Here is a 25,919-nt window from a genome sequence, read left to right as displayed (position 1 = left end):
TGGCTGGACAAAAATCTACGATTGGCCCTGATTTTGTGTAGGAGCTGCCGAAGGCTGCGATAAGGCCGGAACGGCCTTCGCCCTTCAACACCTACTGCCGCTGCACGCCAGAATCGCTGCCTTCGGCAGCTCCTACAGGGGCATATGTGTTGCTTGGCAACATAGGAATCGCCTACAGATCAGAGTCAACCCGCCAATCGCCCATCCGGTGCATAAGGTGCCGCATCGATAATCGGCTCGCGCTCAAGCAGCAGGTCCGCCAGTAACTGGCAGGATGCCGGTGCCAGCACCAGACCATTGCGGTAGTGCCCACAGTTCAGCCATAACCCCGCAAAACCCGCCAACGGTCCAATGAAGGGAATGCCTTCCGGCGAGCCTGGGCGCAGGCCTGCCCAGTGGCCGACAACTTCTGCGTCTGCCAGCGCAGGTATCAGCTCCACAGCCGAAGCCTTCAGGCTTTCCAGCGCGCTGGCAGTCGGGGTTTTGTCGAAGCCTTCGTGCTCCAGCGTGCTGCCGATCAGAATGTGCCCATCGCGGCGCGGGATGGCGTACCGCCCCTTGGCGAGGATCATGCTCGGCAGGAAATCGGACGCACATTTGTACAAAATCATCTGCCCTTTGACCGGCTCGACCGGCAAATCCACGCCCAGGGTTTTCAGCAACTCGCCGCTCCAGGCGCCTGCCGCCAACACCACACGATCCCCCAGCACATCGCCGGAAGCCGTGCGTACACCGAGCACTTTGTCGGCTTCACGGATAAAGCCGCTGACTTCGCATTGCTCAAGCAGCGTCACATTCGGCAACGCCAGCAACGCTGCTTTCAGCGACTTCACCAGACGCGGATTACGCACGTTGGCGACATCAGCCATATAAATCGCCCGCGAATAACCGCCACCCATCACCGGCACAGCGTCATACACCGCCGAAACATCCACTGCGCTCAGCGGCCGGCCCAGGCGTGCCGCCCACTCCAGCGCCTCTTTCTCGTCGTCGAGATCCAGCCAGTACAGCCCGGTCTTATGCACCTCAGGATCGATCCCGGTGGATGCGAACAAACGCTCGCCCAACTGTGGATAAAAATCCTGCGACCAATGGGCCAGCGCAGTGACTGCCGGGCTGTAGCGCCACGGGTATAGCGGCGAAACAATTCCGCCCCCCGCCCAAGAAGACTCCTGCCCAACGCCAGACCGGTCGAGCACGACCACGCTTTCAACCTCTGAGGCCAGATTGAACGCGGTCAACAAACCGATCACACCACCACCAACAATGACTACCCGCTGCTTGGACATCTTGGACTCATGCTAAGAAGGAAAGGGCCAATAGCTCCAGCACTGACATGCTGTCGACGACGAATATAGACATGATCGCAGACTGCAAGAAATTGTTCGATCACGCCTTTAGCAGGGCGTAACGCTGACCTTACAGAGCGTCAAAATGCCACTGGTCTGCTGAAATGCCCGGACATCTATTACCTAAGGACTTTCGATTTGAGTAGTATCACGATATTTCGACCGCAAAAAGGAATTCTCCCAAATGGATTTCGGCTCTCGCGTCAGGCAGTTAGAAGCGCAAAGCCGCCTTCGTAGTCCACAGTACCTTGATGGGACCAGCGCTGGGTTTTCGCTGATCGAATTAATGATCGTGGTCGCCATCGTCGCCATTTTTGCGGCCATTGCGGCGCCAAACTTTGCCAGCATCCTTCATAAAAGCAGCGTGAACAGCGCCGCCAACGAACTGTATGACCTGCTTCAGTATTCTCGCAGCGAAGCGGTGACGCGGGGTAAAAGAGTCATCATCACGGCGCCTGCCGGGAACGTTGCGTCCTGGAACGGTGACATTACCGTCAGCATCGTCGGCTCCACCGTTCTGAGAGATATCGGTGCCGGCGGCCTTCGAAACGGCGTCGCGGTTGCCGCGACGGTCGGTTCCATCACCTTCTCGCCCACCGGAAATGCCTCGGCCGCTGCCTGCTTCCAAGTTTCCTACGCCTCAGACGCCAACGTCCCCACCCAATTCATCGCGGTACAAGGCAGTGGTCGCGTCACCTCGCCCTCCACCGTCGCACCGGCAACAGGAGAGTGCAATTGATCACCGGCACCTCCGCCAGATCGTCTGGCTTCAGCATGATCGAAGTATTGGTCAGCTTGCTGATAATCGTTATTGGCGTGTTGGGCATGGTCGGCCTGCAAAGTAAGGCCGTGCCTTATACCCAGGATTCAGTGCAGCGAAATAACGCGATTATGCTGGCGGATGATTTGATTGAGTTGATTCGTAGTTCCAGTTTCGATGGCACCACCAATTACAAGAGCTTTCAAAAGCCGGTCGGTTCAGCATTCCCGACACCGCAAACTTCGTGCGTTCCCACGCCCATCAGCATCCCCGATCGCCTTGGCTGCTGGGCTGCCCAGGCAGCTACGATGCTGCCGACCACCCCCAGCCAACTGTTGAACTCGTTTTATATCTGCTGGAGTACCATCCCTGGAGACGCAACTTCCGCCATATGCCCAGGCGGAAGCGAAGTAGAAATTCAACTAGCGTGGACTGTTAAGCCCGGTGCTTGCCTGGACGGTTCCAGTACCGCAACGACGTGCACCTATAAAATCAGGACACGCCTATGAAACACCTTTTGTTCGGCATCAAAAACAGCCGGCGCCAGCAACGGGGCCTGTCGCTGATCGAATTGATGATCGCGATGACTATCGGCTCTTTTCTGATACTGGGGATCACGCAAATATTTATTAGCAACCAGACCAGTTATCTGTTTCAACAAAGTCAGTTGGGCAATCAGGAAAATGGCCGATTTACCTTGGCTGTGCTGGAGCAAGAGTTGTCCAAGGCGGGCTATAGAAGCCTGCCTCGTTTCCCTTTCGCCGCCAGCAGCGGCGTGGTGACAGGCTGTAACTTTGCACAATCAACCTCCGTGTCGGCCGTGTCGGCCACATCGCTGTGCATCCAGTATCAGGCCAGCAATGCTCTGGACACAGCCTGTCAGGGCACTGCTTTACCTTCATCGGCAGCGACGCAGATCATCAAGCCCTATAACCAGGTCAATCCCGTGTTAGTGGAGAGCATTGCACTCGATACCAACACTAACTCAATAACCTGCACCACTGGCGGCACTACGCAGCAGTTGGTCACGGGAGTCAGAGATGTTCGCTTCGACTACGGCGCAGGAGATTCCGGCGGCGGCGCATCCAAAACCGTGACTTCGTTCAGTACCGCTCCTGGAGCGCTAGCCATCGGCGCCGTTCGTTACACAGCACTGCTACAAAGCAGCGGCGGCTCGACCCTCATTCGTGACACGGCAACGATCTCGCCAGCGCTGGCCAATTGGAATACGCGCTACGGCACTAACTACGTCGACAACACGAGGATTTATCAGATCGTGCAGGGAACTGTCATGATCAGGAATCAAATGCCATGACCGTTCGCACTTCATTTGAAGCCCTCGCCCTGTCCCGTAAACAATCGGGTGTGACACTGATCATCGCGATTATTTTTCTGCTGCTGATTACGTTGCTGGGCATCTCCAGCATGCGTGGAGTGACGCTTGAGTCCCGTATCACCGGCAACCTTAAAGAACAAAAGATACTGACAGAAGCTGCGGAGGCGGGGCTGCGCATTGGTGAGAACAGTATTGGCAGTGGCATTGCACCCACGGTAATCAGAACCTGTACTCCAGCAGTCTGTATGCCGTGGCAACTGTCTGATCTTATTGCGTCGACCACCAGAATTGACACGCCCGCAACTTTTACCAATGCAACTAACGTCGCCACCGTAACGAATGCGTACGATCCCACGGTGACCAAAATTCAGTGGTACGTCGTGATGCTGGGGAAACTCGGGGCACCCAGTGTGAACTCCTGCGCCTCAAGAGGCTGTGGCACCTGGTACTACGAAGTCAACGCATGCGCCTCAACCGTTTTGTGTACCAGCGATACCACGACACCGCGCATCATTCTGCGCAGCGTCATTGCCCGCACTTACCAATGAAAATGCCCTTACTGGATTTAGCTCATGATTAGTTCAAAAACCATTCAAGGCATTTTCATTGCAATAAGTGGCTTGTTGGCGCTGGGTGCTTCACCCGCCGAAGCGGCGACGGTCAGCCAGGTACCGGCGCAATTACCGCTGTTCGTTAACAATGCCGTCCCGCCACTTAATATGCTGGTGGTGGGCCGCGACCATAAGCTTTTTTTCCCTGCCTACAACGACGCCTCCGACCTGGACGGCGACGGTTCGATTGATATTCGCTACAAACCTTCGATCACCTATTTGGGTTATTTTGACTCGAATAAATGCTACACGTACGGAAATGGTTATTTCACACCGTCATCGGTAACAGCCACTAAAAAATGCTCAGGTAACTGGAGCGGTGACTACCTGAATTACCTGACTACGTCCCGAGCCGATGCGCTCCGAAAGGTACTGTATGGCGGCTATCGCTATGTCGATACGGCGACACAAACCATCCTCTCACGGGCTTACATTTCCACGGACGCCCACACGTGGGGCAAGGAATACAACAGCCCGACGATAGACGGCTACAACCTCTCTGACTACACGCCGCTCGCGAACCCAACTGGCGGCAACCGTACTTTATTTGCCAACAACAGCCAGGGAACAACCGAGTCGACTTTCCCACCACTGTTGAGAGTGCTTCCCAACATTGCCAACGTCCGTATCTATGGCTGGGTATCACGCGAGGTGTTACAAGGAGGCAATACGGTTACGAATACGAGCTTTGTTGATATCCCGGTTACGCCTAACGATTTTGCAGTAAGGGTTCAAGTGTGCCTGCCCAACCTTCTGGAGACCAACTGCAAACTTTATCCAAACGGCCAATACAAACCCACCGGCATCCTTCACGACTACGGTGAGGGTAATCAAATGTATTTCGGCCTGATCACAGGCACTTACACCAACAACCTGCAAGGCGGCGCCCTGCGCAAGGGGATGGGGAGCTTCTCCAATGAGATCGATCCGAGCACGGGAATTTTCGGCACACAAAGCGGCGGCACATATACTAAAGGCGCCATTATTGGAACGCTTGACAATATTAAGTTAAGCCCAACCTCCTGCTACATCTATACCAACTCCTTGCCCAACTCCAACTGCCCAAACTGGGGAAACCCGCTGGCAGAAATGATGTTTGAAACATTGCGCTACTTCAGCGGAACAACAGCCCCCACTTCAAGCTATCTGTCAGGCGCCGCTGACACTACGGTAGGCCTCAACGGCCTCACCACCTGGACCAACCCCTACTCAGCGTCGCCCAATGCGAATGCGGCCAACCCGACCTACCCTAGCTGCTCAAAACCGTTTGAGACGCTGGTCAGTGACGTCAACCCTAACTATGACTCTGATCTTCCGGGTAGTAGCTTTACCACCACGGCAGCGCCCTCTCCCACCACAGCGTTGCAATCATTCAGCGCATCAAGCCTGGGCTCAACGATTTGGAACAATGATGTCGGGGGCACCAAGAACATCAACATCGGCGAAACCACCACACTCAGCGATACCGCCCCGACCTCAAAATCTGCATCCAGCTTTGGTTCGATAAGAGGACTCCAGGAAGAGCCGACCAAACAAGGTACCTTTAATGCAGGGGCGGTGGCGTATTTCGCCAATACCAATCCGATTACCAGCGTCGGCAACCAGAAAGTTCAAACGTTCTCCATTGCCCTGTCATCGACTCTGCCACGAATTCAAATGCCGGTAGGTAATGGCACCATTACCTTACTGCCTTTCGGTAAAGTGGCTGGCTCTGGCGTTACCGAGCAATTCAGCGGTTTCTACATTGACTCACTCTACAACATGCAGGGCCAACCTCAGGACACGACTGTCAATGGGGGACGAGCGCAGGCTATATTCCGAGTTGTGTTTGACGATTGCGGCCAAGGTTGCGATTTTGACATGGACGCCATTGTGCTCTATACGGTGGCGGTCAATGCAGCCGGCACGCTGGATGTCACCACTCAGACCGTGTACTCGGTGTCTGGCTCTGAATCCCACATGGGCTATACGATCTCGGGTACCACTCAAGATGGTATCTATATCGAAGTCACAGGCGGTGGCAACCAGTCGAGCACTACTCGTTATTCTCTTGACACGCCCGGGACACAACTTCCAGGCTCATGCGTAGCGGTCTCCAATTGTCCAGTCTTGCCTGGCAGAAAAACAAACAGTGTCATCGTCAACGGCAGCGATACTCACACTCGTAACTTTACTGCCTCAGGCACTACCTCTATCACCAATCTGCAGAACCCATTATGGTACGCGGCCAAGTGGGGTGGCTTCGGCGATTCAAGCAACACCACCAGTAGCCTGCCAATTACCGGACAGTGGGACTCGAATGCGTCGGGCACCCCCAATAACTACTTTCTGGTGACAAACGCCTCGACGCTAAAAGCTCAATTATCAAAAGCCTTCAACCAGATCTTGCAGACCAACAGTTCAGTTGCGGCCCCTGCCGTGACCCAGTTGCTGGGCACTACCAGTTCCAACTCGGTGTACTTGAACAGTCTCAATGTCACCTTCTGGAGTGGTGACCTAACCAAATCGACCATTACCACCACTACCGTGGGAAACACGCCGACTTCATCGACTACTACCGACTGGACAGCCAGCCAGCAAATTCCCGCCTGGGGCAGCAGGAATATAATGATGGCCAACTCCGCAGGCACCGGGCTCCAGAGTTTTAGCTTTAGCAACCTGGCTAATGTGAGTTACGCGGGCGTCCAATTGCAGACAACCCTGACTTCGTCTCAAGTCGATTTCATTCGCGGCGATACCAGCAACGAGACATCCACCTTTCGCAAGCGTGCGACGCTGATCGGTGATTTGATCGACTCGGCGCCGTTAGTGGTCAGCACCGCTAGTTACCTGCCTTCGGTTGCTGAGACGCTGGACGGTAACATCGGGGATTATTCAGCCTTCCAAACCACCCAGGCCAGTCGTCGCGCACAGGTTTATGTCGGCGCCAACGACGGCATGCTGCATGCGTTTGATGCCACCACCGGGGTTGAGAAGTTCGCGTTTATTCCAACAGCCGTCATTGCCAACCTCAATGCCCTGACATCCAAGACGTATAACACGGACGCATCGTTGCACCGGTACTTTGTGGACGGCTCTCCAGTTTCAGCCGATGTTTACTTCGGCGGCGCCTGGCACACGATACTAATAGGCACATTGGGCGGTGGCGGACGCGAGATCTTTGCGCTGGACATCAGCAATCCCGACAGTATCCAGTTACTGTGGGAGTTCACTTCGCAGACAGATGCGGACCTCGGCTATACCTTCTCGACACCGGTAATCACCAAGTTGCACAACGGTAACTGGGGGGTAATCGTTGGCAACGGCTACAGCGGCAACAGCGGCAATGCCTCGCTACTGATTCTGAACGCGGCCACGGGCGCGACCATCAGCAAGCTGGCGACCTCTGTCAGTGGTAACAACGGTCTGTCTTCACCCGTGGTGCTGGATGCAGACTCCAATGGTATTGCTGACTACGTCTATGCCGGTGACCTGCAAGGCAACCTGTGGCGCTTCGACCTCATCAGCCCTGGGTCGCTGACCGCAACCGCAACCGCCAGTAACTTCAAGGTCGCGTTCGGTAATGCGCCGCTGTATAGCGCCACCGCCAGCGTCTCGAACACAGCCGTACAGTCCATTACTGCGCCACCCACTTTCGTCCAGCATCCAAGCGGCACAGGGGTGATCGTGACATTTGGCACAGGGAGATATTTCACTTCAGCGGACAAATCCAGTACCGACGTACAGACCCTCTATGGCGTGTGGGATAAACAGACCGCGGCACAATCGGCAGCCAGCACACCCAGCCTGGGCCGCGCCAGCTTGCAGGCGCAGACCATTTTGACCGAGGGACCCGCCACGTTCGGGACAACAACCCGAACGGTGCGAACGGTCAGCAGTACCTCCGTGGACTGGACCAGCAAATTCGGCTGGTACCTGGACTTCCAGGTGGGCTCCGCGCAACTGGGCGAGCGGCTGGTCGATCCACTAAGTGTTGTCGGCAGCGTTCTGTTTATTGCGACTCGCACCCCTATCTCCGATGTGTGCTCGCCTGGCGTGACAGGATGGACTTATGGTTTGGATCCGGCCACGGGGGGAAGTACGACTTTTACGGTATTCAACCTTTCCAAGAATGGCGTCATTACAAACAACGATAAACTTAACGGGACCACGGTGGTCAGTTCACTCAGCTCAGCGGCCGGTGGTTTTACCCTGATTTCCACTTCCGGTAACTCCCCGGGCAGCGCCAGTTCAACAACCAACGGGACCATTTTTAACGGCGCTGGCAGCGATAGCGTTTACACCGGTTCCCTAGGCACTGGCCGCCAAACCTGGCGCGTAATGCCATTCCCTACGAATTAAGGATTCAGTATGCGCACTAACATTCAACGACAATCAGGTTTCACCTTGATCGAACTGATGATCGTCGTCGCCATCGTTGGCATCCTCGCGGCGATTGCTTACCCGAGCTACAGAAACCACGTGCAGCATGGTTATCGGTCGGAAGGGATCGCTATGCTGACCGACACAGCTGCGCGACTGGAGCGCTTCTATGCGCAAAGCAACACCTATGCCGCGACTGACATGACGAGCCTTGGCTATACCGCCAACCCGGCTATGTCTCCGACAAGTAAATACAGTGTTAACTTCACCGCAACATCAACGACCTATACCATCACGGCAACGCCGATCGGCGTTCAGGGCAGCGACCCTTGCGCTATCCTGAGCCTCAATCAAGCTGGCACCCAAGGCACAACTTCGACCCTCACCAACTGCTTCCAATAACAACCCGATAACAAAAAGCCCTGCCTGACCAGCAGGGCTTCGTTCAAACCTTCTACCGCCCCCAACACCCTTCCGCTGGTCCCGAATTAGCCAATCGCCCCGCGTTATCCACTATAAAAATCCCGCACTTATCCCCATCCATCACCGCCCCCGCGATTGGCGTCGCAACTAACTTGAACATCCTTGCATCGCGTTCCGCTTCAACCCGATACACCTCATTGCCCGCAGTAATTTCGAGTGTCGCCGAAGGCGGTCCCACAACATCCGAATATTGCCCGTGACGTGAATAAAACCTTTCCAGTTGCTGCGCCGTATCAGAGAGTAGCCCGGTGACATCAGCGCGGTGTGCCCGCCGCACATAATCGCTGTAACTCGGGTAGGCCATCGCCCCCAGAATGCCCACGATAGCGACGACGATCAGCAGTTCGATCAGGGTGAATCCGTTCATGACACGCTCCTTCGTTCAGTGTATTTGTCGCCACATGATCCTTCGGCCAATGACATTGACACTCTCCAACACCGTGCGTGAGCTGCCTTGAATACCGATGCCGGTAATGCGGTACAAGGTCCACGGTTCTGGCTCTTCGTCCTGGCGCATGACATTGACTGGATCGAGCGTTTGAGCAAAATTCTGCACGCCATAAAAGCCACCACTGACTGCGACCCAAGTCACGCCCGATGTTGGATGTCTACCCGCTGTCGTGAGCTGAACGGCCTCTGCGGGGGGCGCGCAGGTGGTGATGCCGGGACAGCGCTCCAACGCGTAGTCCGGGTGCAGAAGTGTCGACTCGCCAATGCGTAACGCGGCCTCGGCCAATTGAAACGACTCGTTGCGCAGCTTGACGCTACCCGCGATTTTTTCCTGGAGGCTGGCATTACGCATCGAAGAGAGGCTGAGCAGGCTCAACAGAAGCAGGAAGATCAGGCTGGTCAGTAACACCATGCCGCGTTGCTGGGCTGTGTTCATTCTGATCTCACCTAACCCAGCCGATTGCGCAGTGCAGCCACGACACTGAAGGTCTGGTCTTTCACCCGTTTGCCAGGGTCTTCCAGCGTCAGCGTCAGGCGCACGCTGCGGATCAGTGAAGGGTCTGGCGGATTGTTGATGTAACGGGCGATGCCGGTGTCGTTGAGGTCATTGGCCACCCCAAACAGGACGTTGAAGGAACTAACGTTCTGGATCAGGTTGGTGATTTCTCGGGCTCGTCGGTTGTAGGTGTAGGTCACCTGGCTGATCGGAAACTTCAACGGCCCTACCCCCGAGTCTTTCTTGTTGTGCGCAGTCGCCGACGTCTCACAGTCCGAATAAAGGGTCCAGGTCGGATTGCCGTCCGTCGAACCGACGTCAGCCGTAACCAGCGTCAGTGCCTGCCTGCCACTGTCCCAGCGAATCGGGTTTTGCTGAGCCGCCGCAAAGCCGCTCCCGCTCTTATCGTCAATCGTCGCCAAACAACCAAACATCCCGACCATGCGGATTTCATGAATCAGTCTGCTCAGGGCAAATCGCGCATCCTCTTGCATGGCAGCCGAGGCGTTTTGACTCAGATGGGTGCTCTTCACGCTGATGAACAGTTGGCTGAGACCCAACATAATCAGCAGCCCCAGAGTCATTGCAATCATGATCTCGATCAGCCCAAATCCTCGGCAACGCTTGATCATGGCGCCACCCATGAATCTGCCGCGACGCGGCTTTGCAGGGTGAAGGTCTGCAAGTCTTCCACCGCATCGGCCGCCCGCGAGTCGTTCCAGGTCAAGGTGATGGTGACCGCGGCCTTGACCTTGGAGATGCTGGCATCGGCATTCGCGCCTGCAAACGCTTTGATGTTGCTGGCGAAGTCATACAGGTCCTGGTCTCGCGGCGCACTGAGGTTGCCACTGCCCGGAGCGCTGGCCAACGAGGTCAAGGTGTAGTTCGCGTCGGGGTTGGCGCGGATGCGGTCGAGCATGTCGTAGGCAATGAAACTGGCCTGGCTGTGCAACATCGCGCTGTCGCTGTACTTCAAGGCATTGAGTTGTGTCATGGCCACGCCGAGCAAGCCGACGGCAAGGATCAGCAGGGTGATCATGACCTCGATCAAGGCGACTCCGGTCTGGAAATATCCATTTCCCTGAAACATTGTGGGTCCGTCCAAAGCAATCCGTGCGCATCAGTGAAGTCGATGACCGCAAACTTGCCAGGCCCGAGACAGCACTGGTTTGTAACTTTTTTCCTGCCGCTGGGTGCCGACACAGCGACTCACATTTCCAATTATTTGCCCTCTTGGAAAGCGCTCCCAATGGGTGTCTTCTTGACGACCTCATGGCGTGCAAGGAAGCCCTACATGAATCAGGCAGGCTTGGGTCTCGTTCAATTGTTGGTCGGCATGGCCTTGGTCGCGATCCTCGCGAGTATCGCCGTGCCGGGTTTTGCTCAGGTCATTGAAACCCAGCGCCGAGCCGATGCCGCGCAACAGTTGGCCAGCGCCATTCGCTCGGCACGCACCGAAGCGATCCTGCGTAATCAGGTAGTGTGGGTGCAGGCGCTAGAGGGTGACTGGAGTCGAGGATGGAGAATCGTCGTCGAGCGCAACGACGCTGAAGACCCGGTATTGATGGAGCGAACCAGCGTGGGAAAAGTGCGCATCGTCGGTAATTACTGGGTGAGCCAACAGGTACGATTTAACGGGATGGGAGCGCCGATCAGCGCAGGCGGCGCCTGGAACTCGGGCACGCTGTTCATTTGCGAGAAAGGCAGGCCGATCAGTCATCACCAGGTGGTGCTTTCCAGTACCGGCAGGGTCAAAGTCGATAGCGGCAAAGCGGATGAACCGCTTTGCCGCTAGTCGTTTCAGATCGCGCGAACGCGCAATTCCTTGGGCATCGAGAAGGTGATGTTCTCTTCACGGCCAGCCAGTTCATCGGCACCGGTCGCGCCCCAGGCTTGCAGTTGCTGAATCACGCCACGCACCAGCACTTCCGGTGCCGAAGCGCCGGCAGTGATGCCGATACGCTGCACACCATCGAACCAGCTGCGCTGCATGTCTTCGGCGCCGTCGATCAGGTAGGCCGGGGTGGCCATGCGCTCTGCCAATTCGCGCAGGCGATTGGAGTTGGAGCTGTTCGGGCTGCCGACTACCAGCACCACGTCACACTCATCGGCCAGCTGCTTGACCGCGTCCTGACGGTTTTGCGTGGCGTAGCAAATGTCGTCCTTGCGCGGGCCGCCGATGCTTGGGAAACGCGTACGCAAAGCATCGATGACACGACTGGTGTCGTCCATCGACAAGGTGGTCTGCGTCACGAACGCCAGGCTTTCCGGGTTATTCACCTGCAATTTGGCAACGTCTGCTTCGTCTTCCACCAGGTAAATCGCGCCGCCGTTGCTGGCGTCGTATTGACCCATGGTGCCTTCGACTTCCGGGTGACCGGCGTGGCCGATCAGGATGCATTCACGACCGTCGCGGCTGTAGCGCGCAACCTCGATGTGCACCTTGGTTACCAGCGGACAGGTGGCGTCGAACACTTTCAAGCCACGGCCCGCCGCTTCAGTACGCACGGCCTGGGAAACACCGTGGGCGCTGAAGATCACGATCACGTCGTCTGGCACCTGATCCAGCTCTTCTACGAAGATCGCACCGCGTGAGCGCAGGTCTTCGACGACGAATTTGTTGTGAACCACTTCGTGGCGCACGTAGATCGGCGGGCCAAACACTTCAAGGGCGCGATTGACGATTTCGATCGCGCGGTCCACACCAGCGCAGAAGCCGCGGGGGTTGGCGAGTTTGATTTGCATGCTGTGCCTCGTAGCTACGCGCAGGAAAACAGGGCGCTGAACAGACCCGCCCGGGTCTGTTCACACTCTAAAGATTTAGAGCGCCTTGACCTCGAAGATTTCAACTTCGAAGCTCAGGGTCTTGCCCGCCAGCGGGTGGTTGAAGTCGATAGTCACTTGAGCATCGTCGAACGCTTTGACGATGCCCGGCAGCTCAGTATTGGCCGCATCGTTGAAAATCACCAGCAAGCCCTCGGACAGGTCCATGTCCTGGAACTGCGAGCGCGGGATGATTTGCACGTTTTGCACGTTTGGCTGACCGAACGCGTTCTCTGGCAAAACTTCGACGGTGCGCTTGTCTCCGGCCTTGAAACCGAAAATCGCCATCTCGAAACCAGGCAACAAGTTGCCATCACCGACCTTGAAGGTCGCCGGGGCTTTGTCGAAGGTACTGTCGACGGTGTCGCCGTTCTCCAGGCGCAAGGCAAAATGCAGGGTGACTTCCGTGTTCTGGCCAATACGCTGCTCGTTCTTCGAGCTTTGGGCCAACAACTGTTCAGTCATGAACGGGTTCTCCGGACTTCTTACTTTTAAACATATCCAGCGCCAACATGATCGCGCCCACGGTAATGGCGCTGTCAGCGAGGTTGAACGCCGGGAAATACCAGCGGTTTTGCCAGTGTACCAGCACGAAATCGATCACATGGCCGAGCACGATGCGGTCATAGAGGTTGCCCAGGGCGCCCCCTAGAACCAGCGCCAGGGCGACGGCCAGCCAGGTTTCGTTACGACCGAGGCGTTTCAGCCAGATGATCAGCACGGCGCTGACCACCACGGCGATCAGCGCAAACAACCAGCGCTGCCAGCCCGAGCTGTCCGCGAGGAAGCTGAAAGCCGCGCCGGTGTTATAGGCCAAGGTCCAGCTGAAGTAGTCCGGAATCACGACCATTTGCTGATACAAGGTCAGCGCATGCTCGAAATAGAACTTGCTGGCCTGGTCACCGACCACCACCAGCACGCTCAACCAGAGCCAGCTCAAACGGCCAAGACGAGCTGCCGCTCCCGCATTAGGCATAGTGACGAACCTCGCCAGCGCCGCTGATGTTGTCGACACAACGACCGCAGATTTCCGGATGCTCAGGATTGACCCCGACATCCGCGCGGTGGTGCCAGCAACGGGCGCACTTGGCGTGACCGGACTTGACCACTTTCAGCTTCATGCCACTGACTTCGGTGGCCACGGCGTCCGCCGGCGCATCAGCCAAAGGCGCAACAGTGGCAGTGGAGGTGATCAGGACGAAGCGCAGTTCGTTGCTCAGCTTGGCCAGGTCGGCCGCCAGCGACTCTTCCGCGTAGACAGTCACTTCCGCTTGCAGGTTGCCTCCGATGGCCTTGGCTGCACGCAGGTTTTCCATCTCTTTGTTGACCGCAACTTTCACGGCCATGATCCGCTCCCAGTAGGCGCGATCCAGCTCGATGCCTTCCGGCAGCTCGCTCAGGCCGTCATACCAGGTGTTGAGCATGACCGATTCGTTGCGCTCGCCCGGCAGGTACTGCCACAGCTCGTCCGCAGTGAAGGCCAGGATCGGTGCGATCCAGCGCACCAGCGCTTCGGAAATGTGGAACAGCGCGGTCTGGCAGGAGCGACGCGCGGTGCTGTCAGCGGCCGTGGTGTACTGGCGGTCCTTGATGATGTCCAGGTAGAAACCGCCCAGCTCCTGCACGCAGAAGTTGTGCACTTTCGAGTAGACGTTCCAGAAGCGGTATTCACCGTAGTGCTCTTCCAACTCGCGTTGCAGCAACAAGGCACGGTCCACGGCCCAACGGTCCAGCGCCAGCATTTCTTCAGCCGGGAGGATGTCGGTGGCCGGGTTGAAACCGGTCAGGTTGGAAAGCAGGAAGCGCGCGGTGTTACGAATACGACGGTAAGCATCGGCACTGCGCTGCAGGATCTGGTCGGAAACCGCCATCTCGCCGGAGTAGTCAGTGGCCGAAACCCACAGGCGCATGATGTCTGCGCCCAACGAGTCGTTGACCTTCTGCGGCGCGACCACGTTGTTCAGCGACTTGGACATCTTGCGACCGTTCTCGTCGACCACGAAGCCATGCGTCAGCAATTCACGGTACGGCGCGTGGTTGTCGATGGCGCAACCGGTCAGCAGCGACGAGTGGAACCAGCCACGGTGTTGGTCGGAACCTTCCAGGTACAGGTCCGCGCGCGGGCCGGTTTCGTGGCCCATCGGGTGCGAGCCGCGAAGGACGTGCCAGTGGGTGGTGCCGGAGTCGAACCAGACGTCCAGTGTGTCGGAGATCTTGTCGTACTTCGGCGCTTCATCACCCAGCAACTCGGCCGCGTCCATCTTGAACCAGGCTTCGATGCCTTCTTTCTCGACGCGCAACGCCACTTCTTCCATCAGCTCGACGGTGCGTGGGTGCAGCTCGCCGCTTTCCTTGTTCAGGAAGAACGGGATCGGCACGCCCCAGTTGCGTTGACGCGAAATGCACCAGTCCGGACGATTGGCGATCATCGAGTGCAGACGCGCCTGGCCCCAGGCCGGAACGAAGGCAGTGTCCTCGATGGCTTTGACCGCGCGCTGACGCAGGGTGTCGCCGGTTTCTGGCTGCTTGTCCATGCCGACGAACCACTGTGCGGTGGCACGGTAGATCAGCGGGGTTTTGTGACGCCAGCAGTGCATGTAACTGTGGCTGATGGTTTCGGTGTCCATCAGGCTGCCGACTTCGGTCAGCTTGTCGATGATGTTCTGGTTGGCCTTGAAGATGAACTGGCCACCGAAGAACTCCAGCGATTCGACATACACACCGTTGCTCTGCACCGGGCTGAGGATGTCGTCGTTGGTCAGGCCGTAGCTTTTGCTGATCACGAAGTCGTCGACGCCATAGGCCGGCGAGCAGTGAACCACGCCCGTACCAGCGCCCAGCTCAACGTAGTTCGCCAGGTAAACCGGCGACAGACGATCGTAGAACGGGTGACGGAAGTTAATCAGTTCCAGGTCAGCGCCGGTTGTGGTGGCGATCACCGAGCCTTGCAGCTTGTAGCGTGCAAGGCAGGCTTCAACCAGTTCTTCGGCCAGCACCAGCAACTTGTCGCCGACGTCGACTAGCGCGTAGGTGAACTCTGGATGGACGTTCAGCGCCTGGTTGGCCGGGATGGTCCACGGGGTGGTGGTCCAGATTACGATCGAAGCCGGTTTGCTCAGTGCAGGCAAACCGAAGGCCGCCGCCAGCTTGGCGTCATCGGCAATCGGGAAGGCAACGTCGATGGTCGAGGATTTTTTGTCCTGGTATTCGACTTCTGCTTCAGCCAGTGCCGAACCGCAATCGAAGCACCAGTTGACCGGCTTTAGGCCTTTGAACACGAAACCGCCTTTGACCATTTCAGCCAGCGCGCGGATTTCTCCGGCTTCGTTGGCGAAGTCCATGGTGCGGTACGGATTGGCCCAGTCGCCCAGCACGCCGAGGCGAATGAATTCGGCTTTCTGACCTTCGATCTGCTCGCCCGCGTAGGCACGGCACAGTTCGCGCGTCTTGTCCGCTGGCATGTTCTTGCCGTGGGTGACTTCGACTTTGTGCTCGATCGGCAGACCGTGGCAGTCCCAGCCTGGAACATAAGGTGCGTCGAAGCCCGCCAGGGTCTTCGAGCGAATGATCATGTCCTTGAGAATCTTGTTAACGGCGTGACCGATGTGAATATTGCCGTTGGCGTAAGGAGGACCGTCGTGCAAGACGAACTTTGGACGATCCTTGCCAATTTCACGCAGCTTCTGGTACAGGCCAATGCTGTCCCAGCGCTGCAGAATTTGCGGCTCGCGCTGGGGCAGGCCGGCCTTCATTGGGAAGGCGGTGTCCGGAAGATTTAGCGTGGCTTTATAGTCGGTCATTTAAGGCTCTTCATTAGCGATTAGCGCTACGTATGTTACTTGCGCCAATGGGCACGGGCGGCGGCGACATCCGCATTGATCGCCGTTTTCAGCGCCTCCAGAGAGGCGAATCGCTGCTCATCACGCAGCTTGTGGTGGAAAGCCACCGTCAAACGCCGGCCATAGAGATCACCGGTAAAATCCAGAATATGTATTTCCAGGTGGGCATTGCCATCACCTGCCACGGTCGGGCGCACGCCGATGTTAGCGACCCCCGGCCAGGCCTTGCCGTCGATTTCGGTGCTCACCAGATAGACCCCGGTGAACGGCACGCGACGACGCTTCAGTTGTACGTTGGCGGTGGGCGTACCCAACTGCCGGGCGAGTTTCTGGCCATGCAAGACGCGGCCGGCAATCTTGAACGGACGCCCCAGCAGGCGCTCGGCCAGCGCAAAATCTGCTGCTGCCAGCGCGTTGCGGATCATGGTGCTGCTGACCCGAACTTCATCGATTTCCACCGTTTGCGCGGCTTCCACGGTGAAACCCTGGGTCACGCCTGCCTGCTGCAGGAAATCGAAATCACCCATGCGATCACAGCCAAATCGGAAATCATCGCCGACTTCAAGGTGCTGTACGCCCAGACCATCGACCAATATGGTGTCGACGAACTCGGCGGCGCTGAGTTTCCTCAGGCGTTGGTTGAAGGCCAGGCATAACACCAGGTCGACGCCCTCGCCCGCCAACAGCTCAAGCTTGTCACGCAAGCGCGTCAGACGTGCCGGAGCGGTCTCGGGAGCGAAAAATTCGCGCGGTTGTGGTTCAAAAATAACCACACAGCTGGGCAGGCCCAACTCGACCGCTCGCTCACGCAGGCGCGCCAGGATAGCCTGGTGGCCACGGTGAACACCGTCAAAGTTGCCAATAGTGGCGACACAGCCCCGATGCTGGGGGCGCAGATTTTGGAGGCCTCGAACCAGCTGCATAACGCGCTTCTTGCTCATAAAGTGGCCGATTATAACCACACCACGCCCATCACGACAGGCAACAGTCCAGGGCAAAACGCATGCTTTTGCCCTCAGACGCGAAAAACCGACGAATCTGTATTACGTAATCGCGCTGCGGGCGAAGTCCTTCGGGCGAAAACCGAGCAGCAGCAACATACCGAAATAAGTCACGACACCCGCCACCACCAGTACCCCAAGACGCAGCAGACGCTCGAGCATCTGCCCCTCATCCCACGCCGGCATGAAATGCATCACGCCCAGCAATACTGCCGTCATCACCAGCACCGCGATGATCAGTTTAAACAAAAACGTCATCCAGCCCGGCTGCGGCTGAAACAGATCCTGCTTGCGCAGTTGATAAAACAGCAGGCCGGCATTGATGCACGCGCCCACGCTGATCGCCAACGCCAGGCCAGCGTGATGCAGCGGCCCAATGAATGCCAGGTTCAGCAACTGAGTAACAATGAGGGTGAAGATCGCGATTTTCACCGGGGTGCGAATATTTTGTTGCGCATAAAAGCCGGGAGCCAAGACTTTGATCACGATGATCCCGAGCAAACCGACCGAATAAGCGATCAGCGCGCGCTGGGTCATCAGCGCATCGACTGCATCGAATTTTCCGTATTGAAACAACGAAACAGTCAGCGGTTCGGACAACAGCCCCAGCGCCAGGGTGCAGGGCAGCACCAGCAGGAAGCACAGGCGCAGACCCCAGTCGAGAATCCGCGAGTATTCGTGGCGATCCTTATTGGCGTAGGTTTTCGACAGGATCGGCAACAGGATCGTACCCAACGCCACCCCGAGCACACCGGACGGCAACTCCATCAAACGGTCGGCGTAGTACATCCAGGAGACTGACCCCGCAGCGAGGAACGAGGCAAAGATCGTGTTGATGATCAGAGAAATCTGACTGACGGACACCCCGAGCATCGCTGGCAGCATCTGCTTCATTACCCGCCATACGCCGGCGTCACGCAGATTCAGGCGCGGCAGGACCAACATGCCGATCTTTTTCAGGTGTGGCAGTTGATAGGCAATTTGCAACACACCGCCCGCCAGCACCGCCCAGCCCAGCACCATCACCGGCGGGTGGAAGTACGGCGTCAGGAACACCGTGAAAATAATCATGCTGAGGTTGAGCAGGGTCGGCACGAAGGCCGGGACCGAGAACCGGTTCCAGGTATTGAGCACCGCGCCGGCCAGGGACGACAGAGAAATCAGGAAGATATAAGGAAAGGTCACCCGCAGCAGATCGGTGGTCAGGGCGAATTTTTCCGGGGTGTCGGCGAAACCGGGGGCGGTAATCCAGATCACCCAAGGCGCGGCAACGATGCCGATCAACGTCACCACCGCCAGCACCAGCGTCAACAGGCCACTGACGTAAGCCACAAAGGTACGCGCCGCCTCCTCACCCTGCTGGCTCTTGTATTCGGCCAAAATCGGAACGAAGGCCTGGGAAAAAGCCCCCTCGGCAAAGATCCGCCGCAGCAAATTGGGCAGTTTGAACGCAATAAAGAACGCGTCCGTCGCCATTCCGGCACCAAAAATACGCGCAATGATGGTGTCGCGAACAAAGCCTAATACGCGTGAAACCATCGTAATAGAGCTAACGGCGGCTAATGATCTGAGTAGGTTCATTGAAAGAGTTTTGCGCCTTAGCGAAAGGACAAGGGATTACCGCGTCCATTTATGCGATACTCCGCGCCCCAGCAGCACAGAGCCAAAGCCCGCGAGTTTACAGGTCGTACGCCGGAAATAAATAACCCAGCGACAGATCGGGACCACTCAGCGGATTGCATCATTCGCCCTTGACAAGACTTCACGTCATCGGCATGATTCGCGGCCTATTTTGTTTGCTATTTCCCAAGTATTTCGAGGAGCTCGACGGTGGCCAACTCACCTTCTGCCAAAAAACGTGCAAAACAGGCTGAGAAGCGTCGCAGCCACAACGCCAGCATGCGTTCCATGGTTCGTACCTACATCAAGAATGTAGTTAAGGCCATCGACGCTAAAGACGCTGACAAAGCTCAAGCTGCTTATGTCCTGGCTGTTCCTGTTATCGACCGTCTGGCCGATAAAGGCATCATCCACAAGAACAAAGCTGCACGTCATAAAAGCCGCCTGAATGGCCACATCAAGGCTCTGAACCTTGCTGTTGCTGCCTAAGCGATAAGCTTTTAAAAAAACCGACCCAAGGGTCGGTTTTTTGTTGTCTGCGATTTGCACGCTACACCGCTTTCGCAATTGTAGGAGCGGGCTTGCCCGCGATAACGGTGTGTCTGACACACCGCATCAATCGGATCGCGAGCAAGCTCGCTCCTACAGTGGTTACGCGTCAGTTTAACCCTGCATAACCCAACGCTCCCCCAGACCTTCAGTAATCGCCCCAGCTTCGAACCGATACGCCATCAACGCCGCAAACCCACGCCGCCCATCTATCGCAGCCGGCGCACTGGTAAAGCCGTGCTTGGCCAGGATCGACGCTTCAATCGCATCCGCTGCTGCTTTACCGACTTCAATCGACGCCATTGAATGCCCCTCATTACGGGCCAAACCTGCCGTTTGAGTCGCCGCAAGCCCCAAGGCATGCCGTGTCCGCGCCTCATCAAGCTTGAGCAAGCGCGAAGCTGCCAGCGCCGCACCCAGCACACCAACAGACGACGCAACGTTCCAGCGCTGGCGATACTCGGCACTGTCGACCGCCGCAAGAATGCGCACGGCCGCCTCAATACCGATGGCCGCCGCCGCAGCGATTTCATCTTCCGGTACCTTCAGGCTCTCGCCCAGGGCGATGACCGCCGCCAACACCGGCATTGAGATCGTCGTCTGCGTTTGATGCGCCAGCAACGCACCTAACTCCCAGGCACGCACTCGCATGTCGTTGCCCTGGGACTGCAATAAACCCGGGATCCGACCGCTAATGTCTTCTTCCAGAATCGCCACCTCCCGCGCTTGAGACACGGCCAGCCCAGCCCATAACAGCACACCCATATCGGTCAACGGCTTAACCGCAAAGGCGGCGAGCGCATCGGTAATCTCAGAATTAACCACAGTGTTATGCATGGCTCAGCTCCTTGGCTGGAACGCACAATGCAAAGAGCGAATCCAGATTGACCGCCCCGTAAAGACCCTCCACCAGTGCAGCAAGACGCTCTGCGGTTCCGGCGCCCAACAACGGATCGACCAGCAGTCGAACCTTGTCCAGCAACTCCGCGTCGGTCAGCGGTCGCGCAAGACTGCCGCGCGCGTGGTCGACGTGCGCCTTGATCGACGAACCATCCTTGAGCAACGCTTCGATGAACGCCTCGTCACGCTGCACCGAGGCGTCTGGGGCCAGGCGAATCTTCGCGCGCACCGATCGGACATCTTCCTGCACTACCCGCCAATCTTCGTACTGCGCCAACCCCACACGCTTGTCGCACAACGCAGAGGCAACCCCGTGAATCGCGCTGAATCTCGCCTGCAACCCATCACCTGGCTGAGGGTTGCCCATCAGCTCGGGCACTAGCGGATGGCAGCGCAAGGTCACGCTTTCGATCTGGTCGATGCTGTCGATCTGCGCCGACAGCATCAAACCCGCATCAATCGCCGGATGCGCAACGATGCCGCAGGGGTAAGGCTTGTAGGTATTGAACAACAGCTCCCAGCGATCGCCCATCTGACCATTCATCAGATCGAAATCAACCTTGGTCGACAGCGAGTGCGAGAAACCACCCAAGGCCTCAAAAATATCGGTCGCGGCTTTTTGCCCCAGGGCCGCAAGACGAGCGGCTGCGATACCGTTCGCCGCAGCCTTGCCAGGATGGAACGGCTTGGTCATGGTGCCGAACGCTTCGCGCTGCCCGACGAACATCGAGGCTGCGATACCGATGGCCTCGGTCAGCGTTGCCTCGTCAAAGCCCAATAAAAGCCCTGCCGTGACCGCACACCCCACCACACCGCAGGTGCCGGTTATGTGCCAACCGCGGTCGTAGTGCTCCGGGGAAATCGACACCCCCACCCGCAACTGCGCCTCGCAACCCAACGCAAACGCCCGCAACGCTTCAGCGCCGCTGGGTTTGGTTTCCGCGGCCAACGCCGTCAATACCGCCAGCACAGAGGCTGCCGGGTGAATCACCGTCGCCAAATGCGTGTCATCGAAATCATCAAGATGGCCAGCGAACCCCGTGGCCACCGCAGAAAAATGCACATCGACTCGCTCGGTACGGCCCGGTACCGACGCGACCTGAGCAACGCCCAGCTCCTGGGCAGTTGCCAGAATCGCCTCCACCCCAGGGTGCAACGATGCCCCAATCGACGTGCCGATCACATTAATCAACGAACGCCTGGCCTCTTTAGCGACCACCGCAGACAACGGTTGCTGCGCCAGCGCATATAGCCCGTGCGCAAATTCAGCGGCAATAGAACTCATTGAGACAACTCCTCAAGACGAATGCCGTTGGTTTTCGGGCCAAGCAGCCCAACCATCACGACAATCACCAACATGGCTGATGAAATCAGCACAAATACGGCAGGCACGCCTGATTGCTTCAGCAGTGCCGCCACCCAAAAACCGACAAAAATGGAACTGACCCGACTCCAGCTAAAGACAAAGCCGACAGCGCGAGCACGAATGCGTGTGGGATAAAGCTCAGCCTGGTAGGTGTGAAAAATGCCGATCAGCCAGTTGTTGGCGATAGTGACCGCACTGCCGAAGATCAGAATCAGCGCCGGCTCACGCACCATGCCGAACATCACGCCGCAGACCGCCACCACCACGGCGCAGCCGACCAACTGCCATTTACGCTGCCAGCGCTCGGCGAAGTACATGGCCCCCAACGCACCCAGCGGCGTGGCAAAAGCGATGACCATGGTGTAAAGCAGGGAATGCGTCAGGGTGATGCCTTTGGTGTAAAGCAACACCGGCACCCAGGCGCCGAAACCGTAAACGCCGAACGTCTGGAAAAAGTTGAAGATCGACAGCATCACAGTTCGCTTCAGGTAGCGGCCCTTCCAGATCTCCATCCAGGAACCGCCGGCTTCGACAGCCACCTCGTCAGCACTGATCGCCGGCACCTGTAATGGCTGCCCGGTCTCAGCAATCACTCGGCGCTCGATTTGATCGACAATCGCCCGCGCCTCTTCCACTCGCCCCTTACTTTCCAGCCAGCGCGGCGACTCCGGCAGACCACGACGAATGAACCAGACCAGCACCGAACCTGCCGACCCGATAATCATCACCCAGCGCCAGCCATCCAGACCCAGCACCGTCAACGGCACCAACAGGTAAGACAGCACCGCAACCACGGGCACCGAGGTCAGAATCACCAGAATACTGAACGCCATGTAGCGGCCTCGCGTGTGGTGCGGGGTCAGCTCAGAAATATAAGTGTCGACAGTAATCAGCTGAACACCGATTCCCATGCCGGCGAAGAAACGCCAAATATCCATGGCCTCCGGCGAGGTCTGGAACGCTGCGACAAAGGTCGCCAGCGAATAGGTGACCATCGCCACGGTAAACACCGCCCGACGCCCAAAGCGATCAGTCAGGCCACCCAGCGCCACGGTGCCGATAAACATCCCGGCGAAAAACGAGCCCAGAAAACTGGCAAACCCGTTGACGTCGAACAGGCCCTCGGTGGTCGCGCGATACAGCCCGCCGCCGATCAAACCGAGGGAAATATAGGCCGCCATAAACATTTCATAGAACTCGAACCAACCACCAATGGCGATGCGCGCTACCAGGCCACGGAAGTATCGCGTGGGTGGCAAGCAATCCAGCCGCGCCGACACCGTCGGCTCAGCCGGTGATCGCACATTTTCCTGCCGCATATTCATTTCTCAGACCCTCTTATCGTTCTTGTTTTTTTGTAGTGTCGACAGATAGAGAGCCTACTCCTTGTATTTTTGATATTTCAAGTGAATATTTTGTAAACTGTACACACTTAGCTTGATCGACGATCAACCGCCCAAGCGCGGAGCGGTTTGTTAAACTCCGCGCGATCACCGTGATCGAGGGATGTGCTTTGAGGAATCGCAATGGTTAAAAACGTCGACACGCCCGAAGAAACCGAGGACGGCGAACAGTCACCGGTGGCGGAAATCGTCGAATGGGTAACCCGTGGAATTATCGAAGGCAGGCTCAAGGCCGGTGATGACCTGAACTCAGTCGAGCTGGCGAAACGCTTTAACGTCAGCCGCACACCGGTACGTGAGGCGCTGTTTGCATTGAGCCGCGAAGGCTTGGTGGACTGGTCGCCGCGCCGCCGACCACGGGTGTCGGCCATCAATCTCAAGGACGTCCGCGAGATTTATCAACTGCGGGCCGTTCTCTATGCACAGGTTTCCCTGGCAATCATCGAGTGCGCCAGCGACGAAGACATCGAGGCACTCTGGCGCGCGCACCAGCCGCTGGCCGACGCGGCCGCCGTGGGTGATGTCGATGGTTATTTCTGGGCCAACGTGGCGTTTCGCGACGAAGAACTGCGCGTAGCCGGCAACAGAATTATCAAGGAAGTATTGGATTCGCTGCGCACGCGCACCAATCGCCTGCGCCACTTGAGCGCGACATTGCCAGGTCGATTGCAGCGCTCATGCATCGACCATCAACGGCTGTGCCAGGCCTATGCCGAGCGTGACGGAACGCTGGCGGCGGCCTTGAATCGATCGATCGTGCTGAATGCGTTGGCGGCGATTGAGTTGGCGTGGGATGCCGAAAACACATAACTCTCTGTAGGCGCTGCCGAGGGCTGCGATAAGATCGGAACGACCTTCGCGTTTTAGGGCCAATCGCAGCCTTCGGCAGCTTCTACAGGTGATTTGTACAGATCACGGCGCGGGCGCGGGCACCCACGGCAATATCGGAATCGCCGTCACCGCATTCTGCGGGCTGCCTTCGATCACGCGGTCGCTATACACCAGGTACACCAGCGTATTGCGCTTCTTGTCGAGGAAGCGCACCACCTGCATGGTCTTGAACACCAACGACGTGCGCTGCTGGAACACCACGTCGCCGTCGCTCAACGTGCCCTGAAACTTGATCGGCCCAACCTGGCGGCAGGCGATGGACGCTTCGGCACGGTCCTCCGCCAGACCCAGACCGCCCTTCACCCCACCGGTTTTGGCGCGAGAGAGATAGCAGGTCACGCCCTCGACCTTGGGATCGTCGAACGCCTCCACCACGATTTTGTCGTTCGGGCCGACGAACTTGAACACCGTCGACACCGAGCCGATTTCCTCCGCCGATGCCAGCAACGGCAGCGCCAACAACACGCCCAGCAATCCTTTCATGACTCGCATCGCAGCTCCTTCGAGGTTGTCGACCACTTACACCAGGATCAGGTTATCCCGATGCACCAGCTCCGGCTCAGCCATGAAGCCCAATACGTGGACGATGGCTTCAGATGACTGGCCGATGATTTTTTGCGCTTCCAGTGCACTGTAGTTACTCAGCCCGCGAGCGATCTCACGACCGTCCGGCGCCACGCAGACCACCATCTCGCCGCGGCGGAAGCTGCCTTGCACCAGTTTTACGCCCACCGGCAGCAAGCTTTTGTTGCCTTCAGACAACGCGGTGACTGCGCCAGCATCCAGCACCAGCGTGCCACGCGTCTGCAGATGCCCGGCCAACCATTGCTTGCGCGCTGCCAGCATGCCGCGTTCAGGCGAGAGCAAGGTGCCCAACTGCTCGCCGCTTTTCAGCCGCGCCAGCACCCGCTCAAGACGACCACCGACGATGATGGTGTGCGCACCGGAACGCGCCGCTAAACGCGCCGCACGCAGCTTGGTTTGCATACCGCCACGGCCCAACGCGCCACCGGTACCGCCGGCAACAGCATCCAGCGCCGGATCATCGGCGCGTGCTTCAAGAATCAGTTTCGCATCGGGATTGTTGCGCGGATCGGCGTCGAACATGCCGTCGCGATCGGTGAGGATCACCAGCAGATCAGCTTCAACCAGGTTGGCCACCAGTGCAGCCAGCGTGTCGTTGTCGCCGAAACGAATTTCGTCGGTGACCACCGTGTCGTTTTCGTTGATCACCGGGATCACGCCCAACTCCACCAGCGTGCGCAAGGTGCTGCGCGCGTTCAGGTAGCGCTTACGGTCGGACAAATCGTCATGAGTCAGCAGAATTTGCGCAGTGTGGCGACCATGCACGGCAAAGCTCGACTCCCACGCCTGCACCAGGCCCATCTGGCCGATGGCAGCAGCCGCCTGCAGCTCGTGCATCGCACTGGGTCGGACGGTCCAGCCCAAGCGACTCATCCCGGCGGCAACGGCCCCGGAAGACACCAGAACCAGTTCGACGCCCGCTTCATGCAACGCCACCATCTGCTCGACCCAAACACCCATTGCTGCCCGGTCTAGCCCTTTGCCATCAGCCGTCAGCAGAGCACTGCCGATTTTCACGACCCAGCGCTGGGCACCCGTCACTTTGCTGCGCATCATCTTCCAACCTTAGCCAGAGAATTTTGGTTAATACGAATT

General features: G+C 57.7%; 25 protein-coding genes. 9 read left to right on the top strand and 16 right to left on the bottom strand.

The window, feature by feature from the left end:
* Positions 1 to 185: 185 nt before the first annotated feature.
* The gene (thiO, locus tag ACF0H7_RS03005; RefSeq protein ID WP_397451332.1) at positions 186 to 1,289 is read right to left on the bottom strand and encodes a glycine oxidase ThiO; all 1,104 of its coding nucleotides are present in this window, start codon (positions 1,287 to 1,289) and stop codon (positions 186 to 188) included.
* Between the two features lie 244 nt (positions 1,290 to 1,533).
* On the opposite strand from thiO, the gene ACF0H7_RS03000 reads away from it, so the two are divergent.
* From ACF0H7_RS03000 to ACF0H7_RS02975, 6 genes are read left to right on the top strand one after another with little or no spacing between them, the layout of a single operon-like run.
* Positions 1,534 to 2,088 (top strand): GspH/FimT family pseudopilin, encoded by a 555-nt coding sequence (locus ACF0H7_RS03000; RefSeq protein WP_397451331.1) that lies wholly within the window; start codon positions 1,534 to 1,536, stop codon positions 2,086 to 2,088.
* Entirely contained in the window at positions 2,085 to 2,618 is a 534-nt protein-coding gene (pilV, locus tag ACF0H7_RS02995) for a type IV pilus modification protein PilV (protein WP_397451330.1), read from the top strand. The genes ACF0H7_RS03000 and pilV (ACF0H7_RS02995) overlap by 4 nt, the downstream gene beginning before the upstream one ends.
* Positions 2,615 to 3,424, top strand: coding sequence for a PilW family protein (locus ACF0H7_RS02990; protein ID WP_397451329.1), 810 nt, complete (start codon positions 2,615 to 2,617; stop codon positions 3,422 to 3,424). Before pilV (ACF0H7_RS02995) ends, ACF0H7_RS02990 begins: the two co-directional genes overlap by 4 nt.
* Positions 3,421 to 3,993, top strand: a complete 573-nt coding sequence (locus ACF0H7_RS02985; RefSeq protein ID WP_397451328.1) for a PilX N-terminal domain-containing pilus assembly protein — start codon at positions 3,421 to 3,423, stop codon at positions 3,991 to 3,993. Before ACF0H7_RS02990 ends, ACF0H7_RS02985 begins: the two co-directional genes overlap by 4 nt.
* 24 nt (positions 3,994 to 4,017) lie before the next feature.
* On the top strand, positions 4,018 to 8,397 hold the full coding sequence (locus tag ACF0H7_RS02980) for a pilus assembly protein (RefSeq protein ID WP_397451327.1): 4,380 nt from the start codon (positions 4,018 to 4,020) through the stop codon (positions 8,395 to 8,397).
* 9 nt (positions 8,398 to 8,406) lie between these two features.
* Positions 8,407 to 8,820, top strand: a complete 414-nt coding sequence (locus ACF0H7_RS02975; protein WP_397451326.1) for a type IV pilin protein — start codon at positions 8,407 to 8,409, stop codon at positions 8,818 to 8,820.
* Positions 8,821 to 8,872: 52 nt separating this feature from the next.
* Here ACF0H7_RS02975 and ACF0H7_RS02970 read toward each other — a convergent pair whose 3' ends face one another.
* Genes ACF0H7_RS02970 through pilV (ACF0H7_RS02955) form a run of 4 tightly spaced genes read right to left on the bottom strand, consistent with a single transcriptional unit; the run spans position 8,873 to position 10,937 of the window.
* Positions 8,873 to 9,268: a type IV pilin protein gene (locus ACF0H7_RS02970; protein WP_397451325.1), complete on the bottom strand. Its 396-nt coding sequence runs from the start codon at positions 9,266 to 9,268 to the stop codon at positions 8,873 to 8,875.
* A 15-nt stretch (positions 9,269 to 9,283) separates the two neighbouring features.
* On the bottom strand, positions 9,284 to 9,787 hold the full coding sequence (locus ACF0H7_RS02965; protein ID WP_397451324.1) for a PilX N-terminal domain-containing pilus assembly protein: 504 nt from the start codon (positions 9,785 to 9,787) through the stop codon (positions 9,284 to 9,286).
* An 11-nt stretch (positions 9,788 to 9,798) separates the two neighbouring features.
* On the bottom strand, positions 9,799 to 10,479 hold the full coding sequence (locus tag ACF0H7_RS02960) for a PilW family protein (RefSeq protein WP_397451323.1): 681 nt from the start codon (positions 10,477 to 10,479) through the stop codon (positions 9,799 to 9,801).
* Complete coding sequence (gene pilV, locus ACF0H7_RS02955; protein ID WP_397451322.1) at positions 10,476 to 10,937, bottom strand: type IV pilus modification protein PilV; 462 nt, start codon at positions 10,935 to 10,937, stop codon at positions 10,476 to 10,478. The genes ACF0H7_RS02960 and pilV (ACF0H7_RS02955) overlap by 4 nt, the downstream gene beginning before the upstream one ends.
* A gap of 204 nt (positions 10,938 to 11,141) precedes the next feature.
* On the opposite strand from pilV (ACF0H7_RS02955), the gene ACF0H7_RS02950 reads away from it, so the two are divergent.
* Positions 11,142 to 11,642, top strand: coding sequence for a GspH/FimT family pseudopilin (locus tag ACF0H7_RS02950; protein WP_397451321.1), 501 nt, complete (start codon positions 11,142 to 11,144; stop codon positions 11,640 to 11,642).
* 5 nt (positions 11,643 to 11,647) lie between these two features.
* On the opposite strand, the gene ispH is transcribed toward ACF0H7_RS02950, so the two are convergent.
* The 6 genes from ispH to murJ form a co-directional block, all read right to left on the bottom strand.
* On the bottom strand, positions 11,648 to 12,592 hold the full coding sequence (gene ispH, locus ACF0H7_RS02945; RefSeq protein ID WP_397451320.1) for a 4-hydroxy-3-methylbut-2-enyl diphosphate reductase: 945 nt from the start codon (positions 12,590 to 12,592) through the stop codon (positions 11,648 to 11,650).
* A 75-nt stretch (positions 12,593 to 12,667) separates the two neighbouring features.
* On the bottom strand, positions 12,668 to 13,135 hold the full coding sequence (locus ACF0H7_RS02940; RefSeq protein WP_397451319.1) for a peptidylprolyl isomerase: 468 nt from the start codon (positions 13,133 to 13,135) through the stop codon (positions 12,668 to 12,670).
* On the bottom strand, positions 13,128 to 13,646 hold the full coding sequence (gene lspA / locus ACF0H7_RS02935; protein WP_397451318.1) for a signal peptidase II: 519 nt from the start codon (positions 13,644 to 13,646) through the stop codon (positions 13,128 to 13,130). Before lspA ends, ACF0H7_RS02940 begins: the two co-directional genes overlap by 8 nt.
* Complete coding sequence (gene ileS / locus ACF0H7_RS02930; RefSeq protein ID WP_397451317.1) at positions 13,639 to 16,470, bottom strand: isoleucine--tRNA ligase; 2,832 nt, start codon at positions 16,468 to 16,470, stop codon at positions 13,639 to 13,641. Before ileS ends, lspA begins: the two co-directional genes overlap by 8 nt.
* A 35-nt stretch (positions 16,471 to 16,505) precedes the next feature.
* On the bottom strand, positions 16,506 to 17,432 hold the full coding sequence (ribF, locus tag ACF0H7_RS02925) for a bifunctional riboflavin kinase/FAD synthetase (protein WP_397451316.1): 927 nt from the start codon (positions 17,430 to 17,432) through the stop codon (positions 16,506 to 16,508).
* Positions 17,433 to 17,552: 120 nt separating this feature from the next.
* Positions 17,553 to 19,091 carry a murein biosynthesis integral membrane protein MurJ gene (gene murJ, locus ACF0H7_RS02920; protein ID WP_397451315.1) on the bottom strand — a complete coding sequence of 513 codons (1,539 nt, stop codon included), beginning with the start codon at positions 19,089 to 19,091 and terminating at the stop codon, positions 17,553 to 17,555.
* A gap of 249 nt (positions 19,092 to 19,340) precedes the next feature.
* On the opposite strand from murJ, the gene rpsT reads away from it, so the two are divergent.
* Complete coding sequence (rpsT, locus tag ACF0H7_RS02915; protein ID WP_397451314.1) at positions 19,341 to 19,619, top strand: 30S ribosomal protein S20; 279 nt, start codon at positions 19,341 to 19,343, stop codon at positions 19,617 to 19,619.
* 174 nt (positions 19,620 to 19,793) lie between these two features.
* On the opposite strand, the gene ACF0H7_RS02910 is transcribed toward rpsT, so the two are convergent.
* From ACF0H7_RS02910 to ACF0H7_RS02900, 3 genes are read right to left on the bottom strand one after another with little or no spacing between them, the layout of a single operon-like run.
* A complete protein-coding gene (locus ACF0H7_RS02910) occupies positions 19,794 to 20,516 on the bottom strand; it encodes an MmgE/PrpD family protein (RefSeq protein ID WP_397451313.1) in 723 nt (240 codons plus the stop codon).
* A complete protein-coding gene (locus ACF0H7_RS02905) occupies positions 20,509 to 21,864 on the bottom strand; it encodes an MmgE/PrpD family protein (RefSeq protein WP_397451312.1) in 1,356 nt (451 codons plus the stop codon). The genes ACF0H7_RS02910 and ACF0H7_RS02905 overlap by 8 nt, the downstream gene beginning before the upstream one ends.
* A complete protein-coding gene (locus ACF0H7_RS02900) occupies positions 21,861 to 23,270 on the bottom strand; it encodes an MFS transporter (RefSeq protein ID WP_397451311.1) in 1,410 nt (469 codons plus the stop codon). Before ACF0H7_RS02900 ends, ACF0H7_RS02905 begins: the two co-directional genes overlap by 4 nt.
* Before the next feature lie 201 nt (positions 23,271 to 23,471).
* Here ACF0H7_RS02900 and ACF0H7_RS02895 point away from each other — a divergent pair, with 201 nt between their 5' ends.
* Positions 23,472 to 24,158 (top strand): GntR family transcriptional regulator, encoded by a 687-nt coding sequence (locus tag ACF0H7_RS02895; protein WP_397451310.1) that lies wholly within the window; start codon positions 23,472 to 23,474, stop codon positions 24,156 to 24,158.
* A gap of 102 nt (positions 24,159 to 24,260) precedes the next feature.
* Here the strand turns inward: ACF0H7_RS02895 and ACF0H7_RS02890 are convergent, their stop codons facing one another.
* Both ACF0H7_RS02890 and proB read right to left on the bottom strand, forming a co-directional pair.
* The gene (locus tag ACF0H7_RS02890; RefSeq protein ID WP_397451309.1) at positions 24,261 to 24,731 is read right to left on the bottom strand and encodes a CreA family protein; all 471 of its coding nucleotides are present in this window, start codon (positions 24,729 to 24,731) and stop codon (positions 24,261 to 24,263) included.
* Between the two features lie 27 nt (positions 24,732 to 24,758).
* Complete coding sequence (gene proB / locus ACF0H7_RS02885) at positions 24,759 to 25,877, bottom strand: glutamate 5-kinase (protein ID WP_397453811.1); 1,119 nt, start codon at positions 25,875 to 25,877, stop codon at positions 24,759 to 24,761.
* Positions 25,878 to 25,919: the final 42 nt, after the last annotated feature.

The organism is Pseudomonas sp. NA-150, assembly GCF_044336365.1.
In the GTDB taxonomy this organism is placed as follows: domain Bacteria; phylum Pseudomonadota; class Gammaproteobacteria; order Pseudomonadales; family Pseudomonadaceae; genus Aquipseudomonas.
Note: the sequence above shows the minus strand (reverse complement) of the source record. Positions and strands in the feature narration are given on the sequence as shown.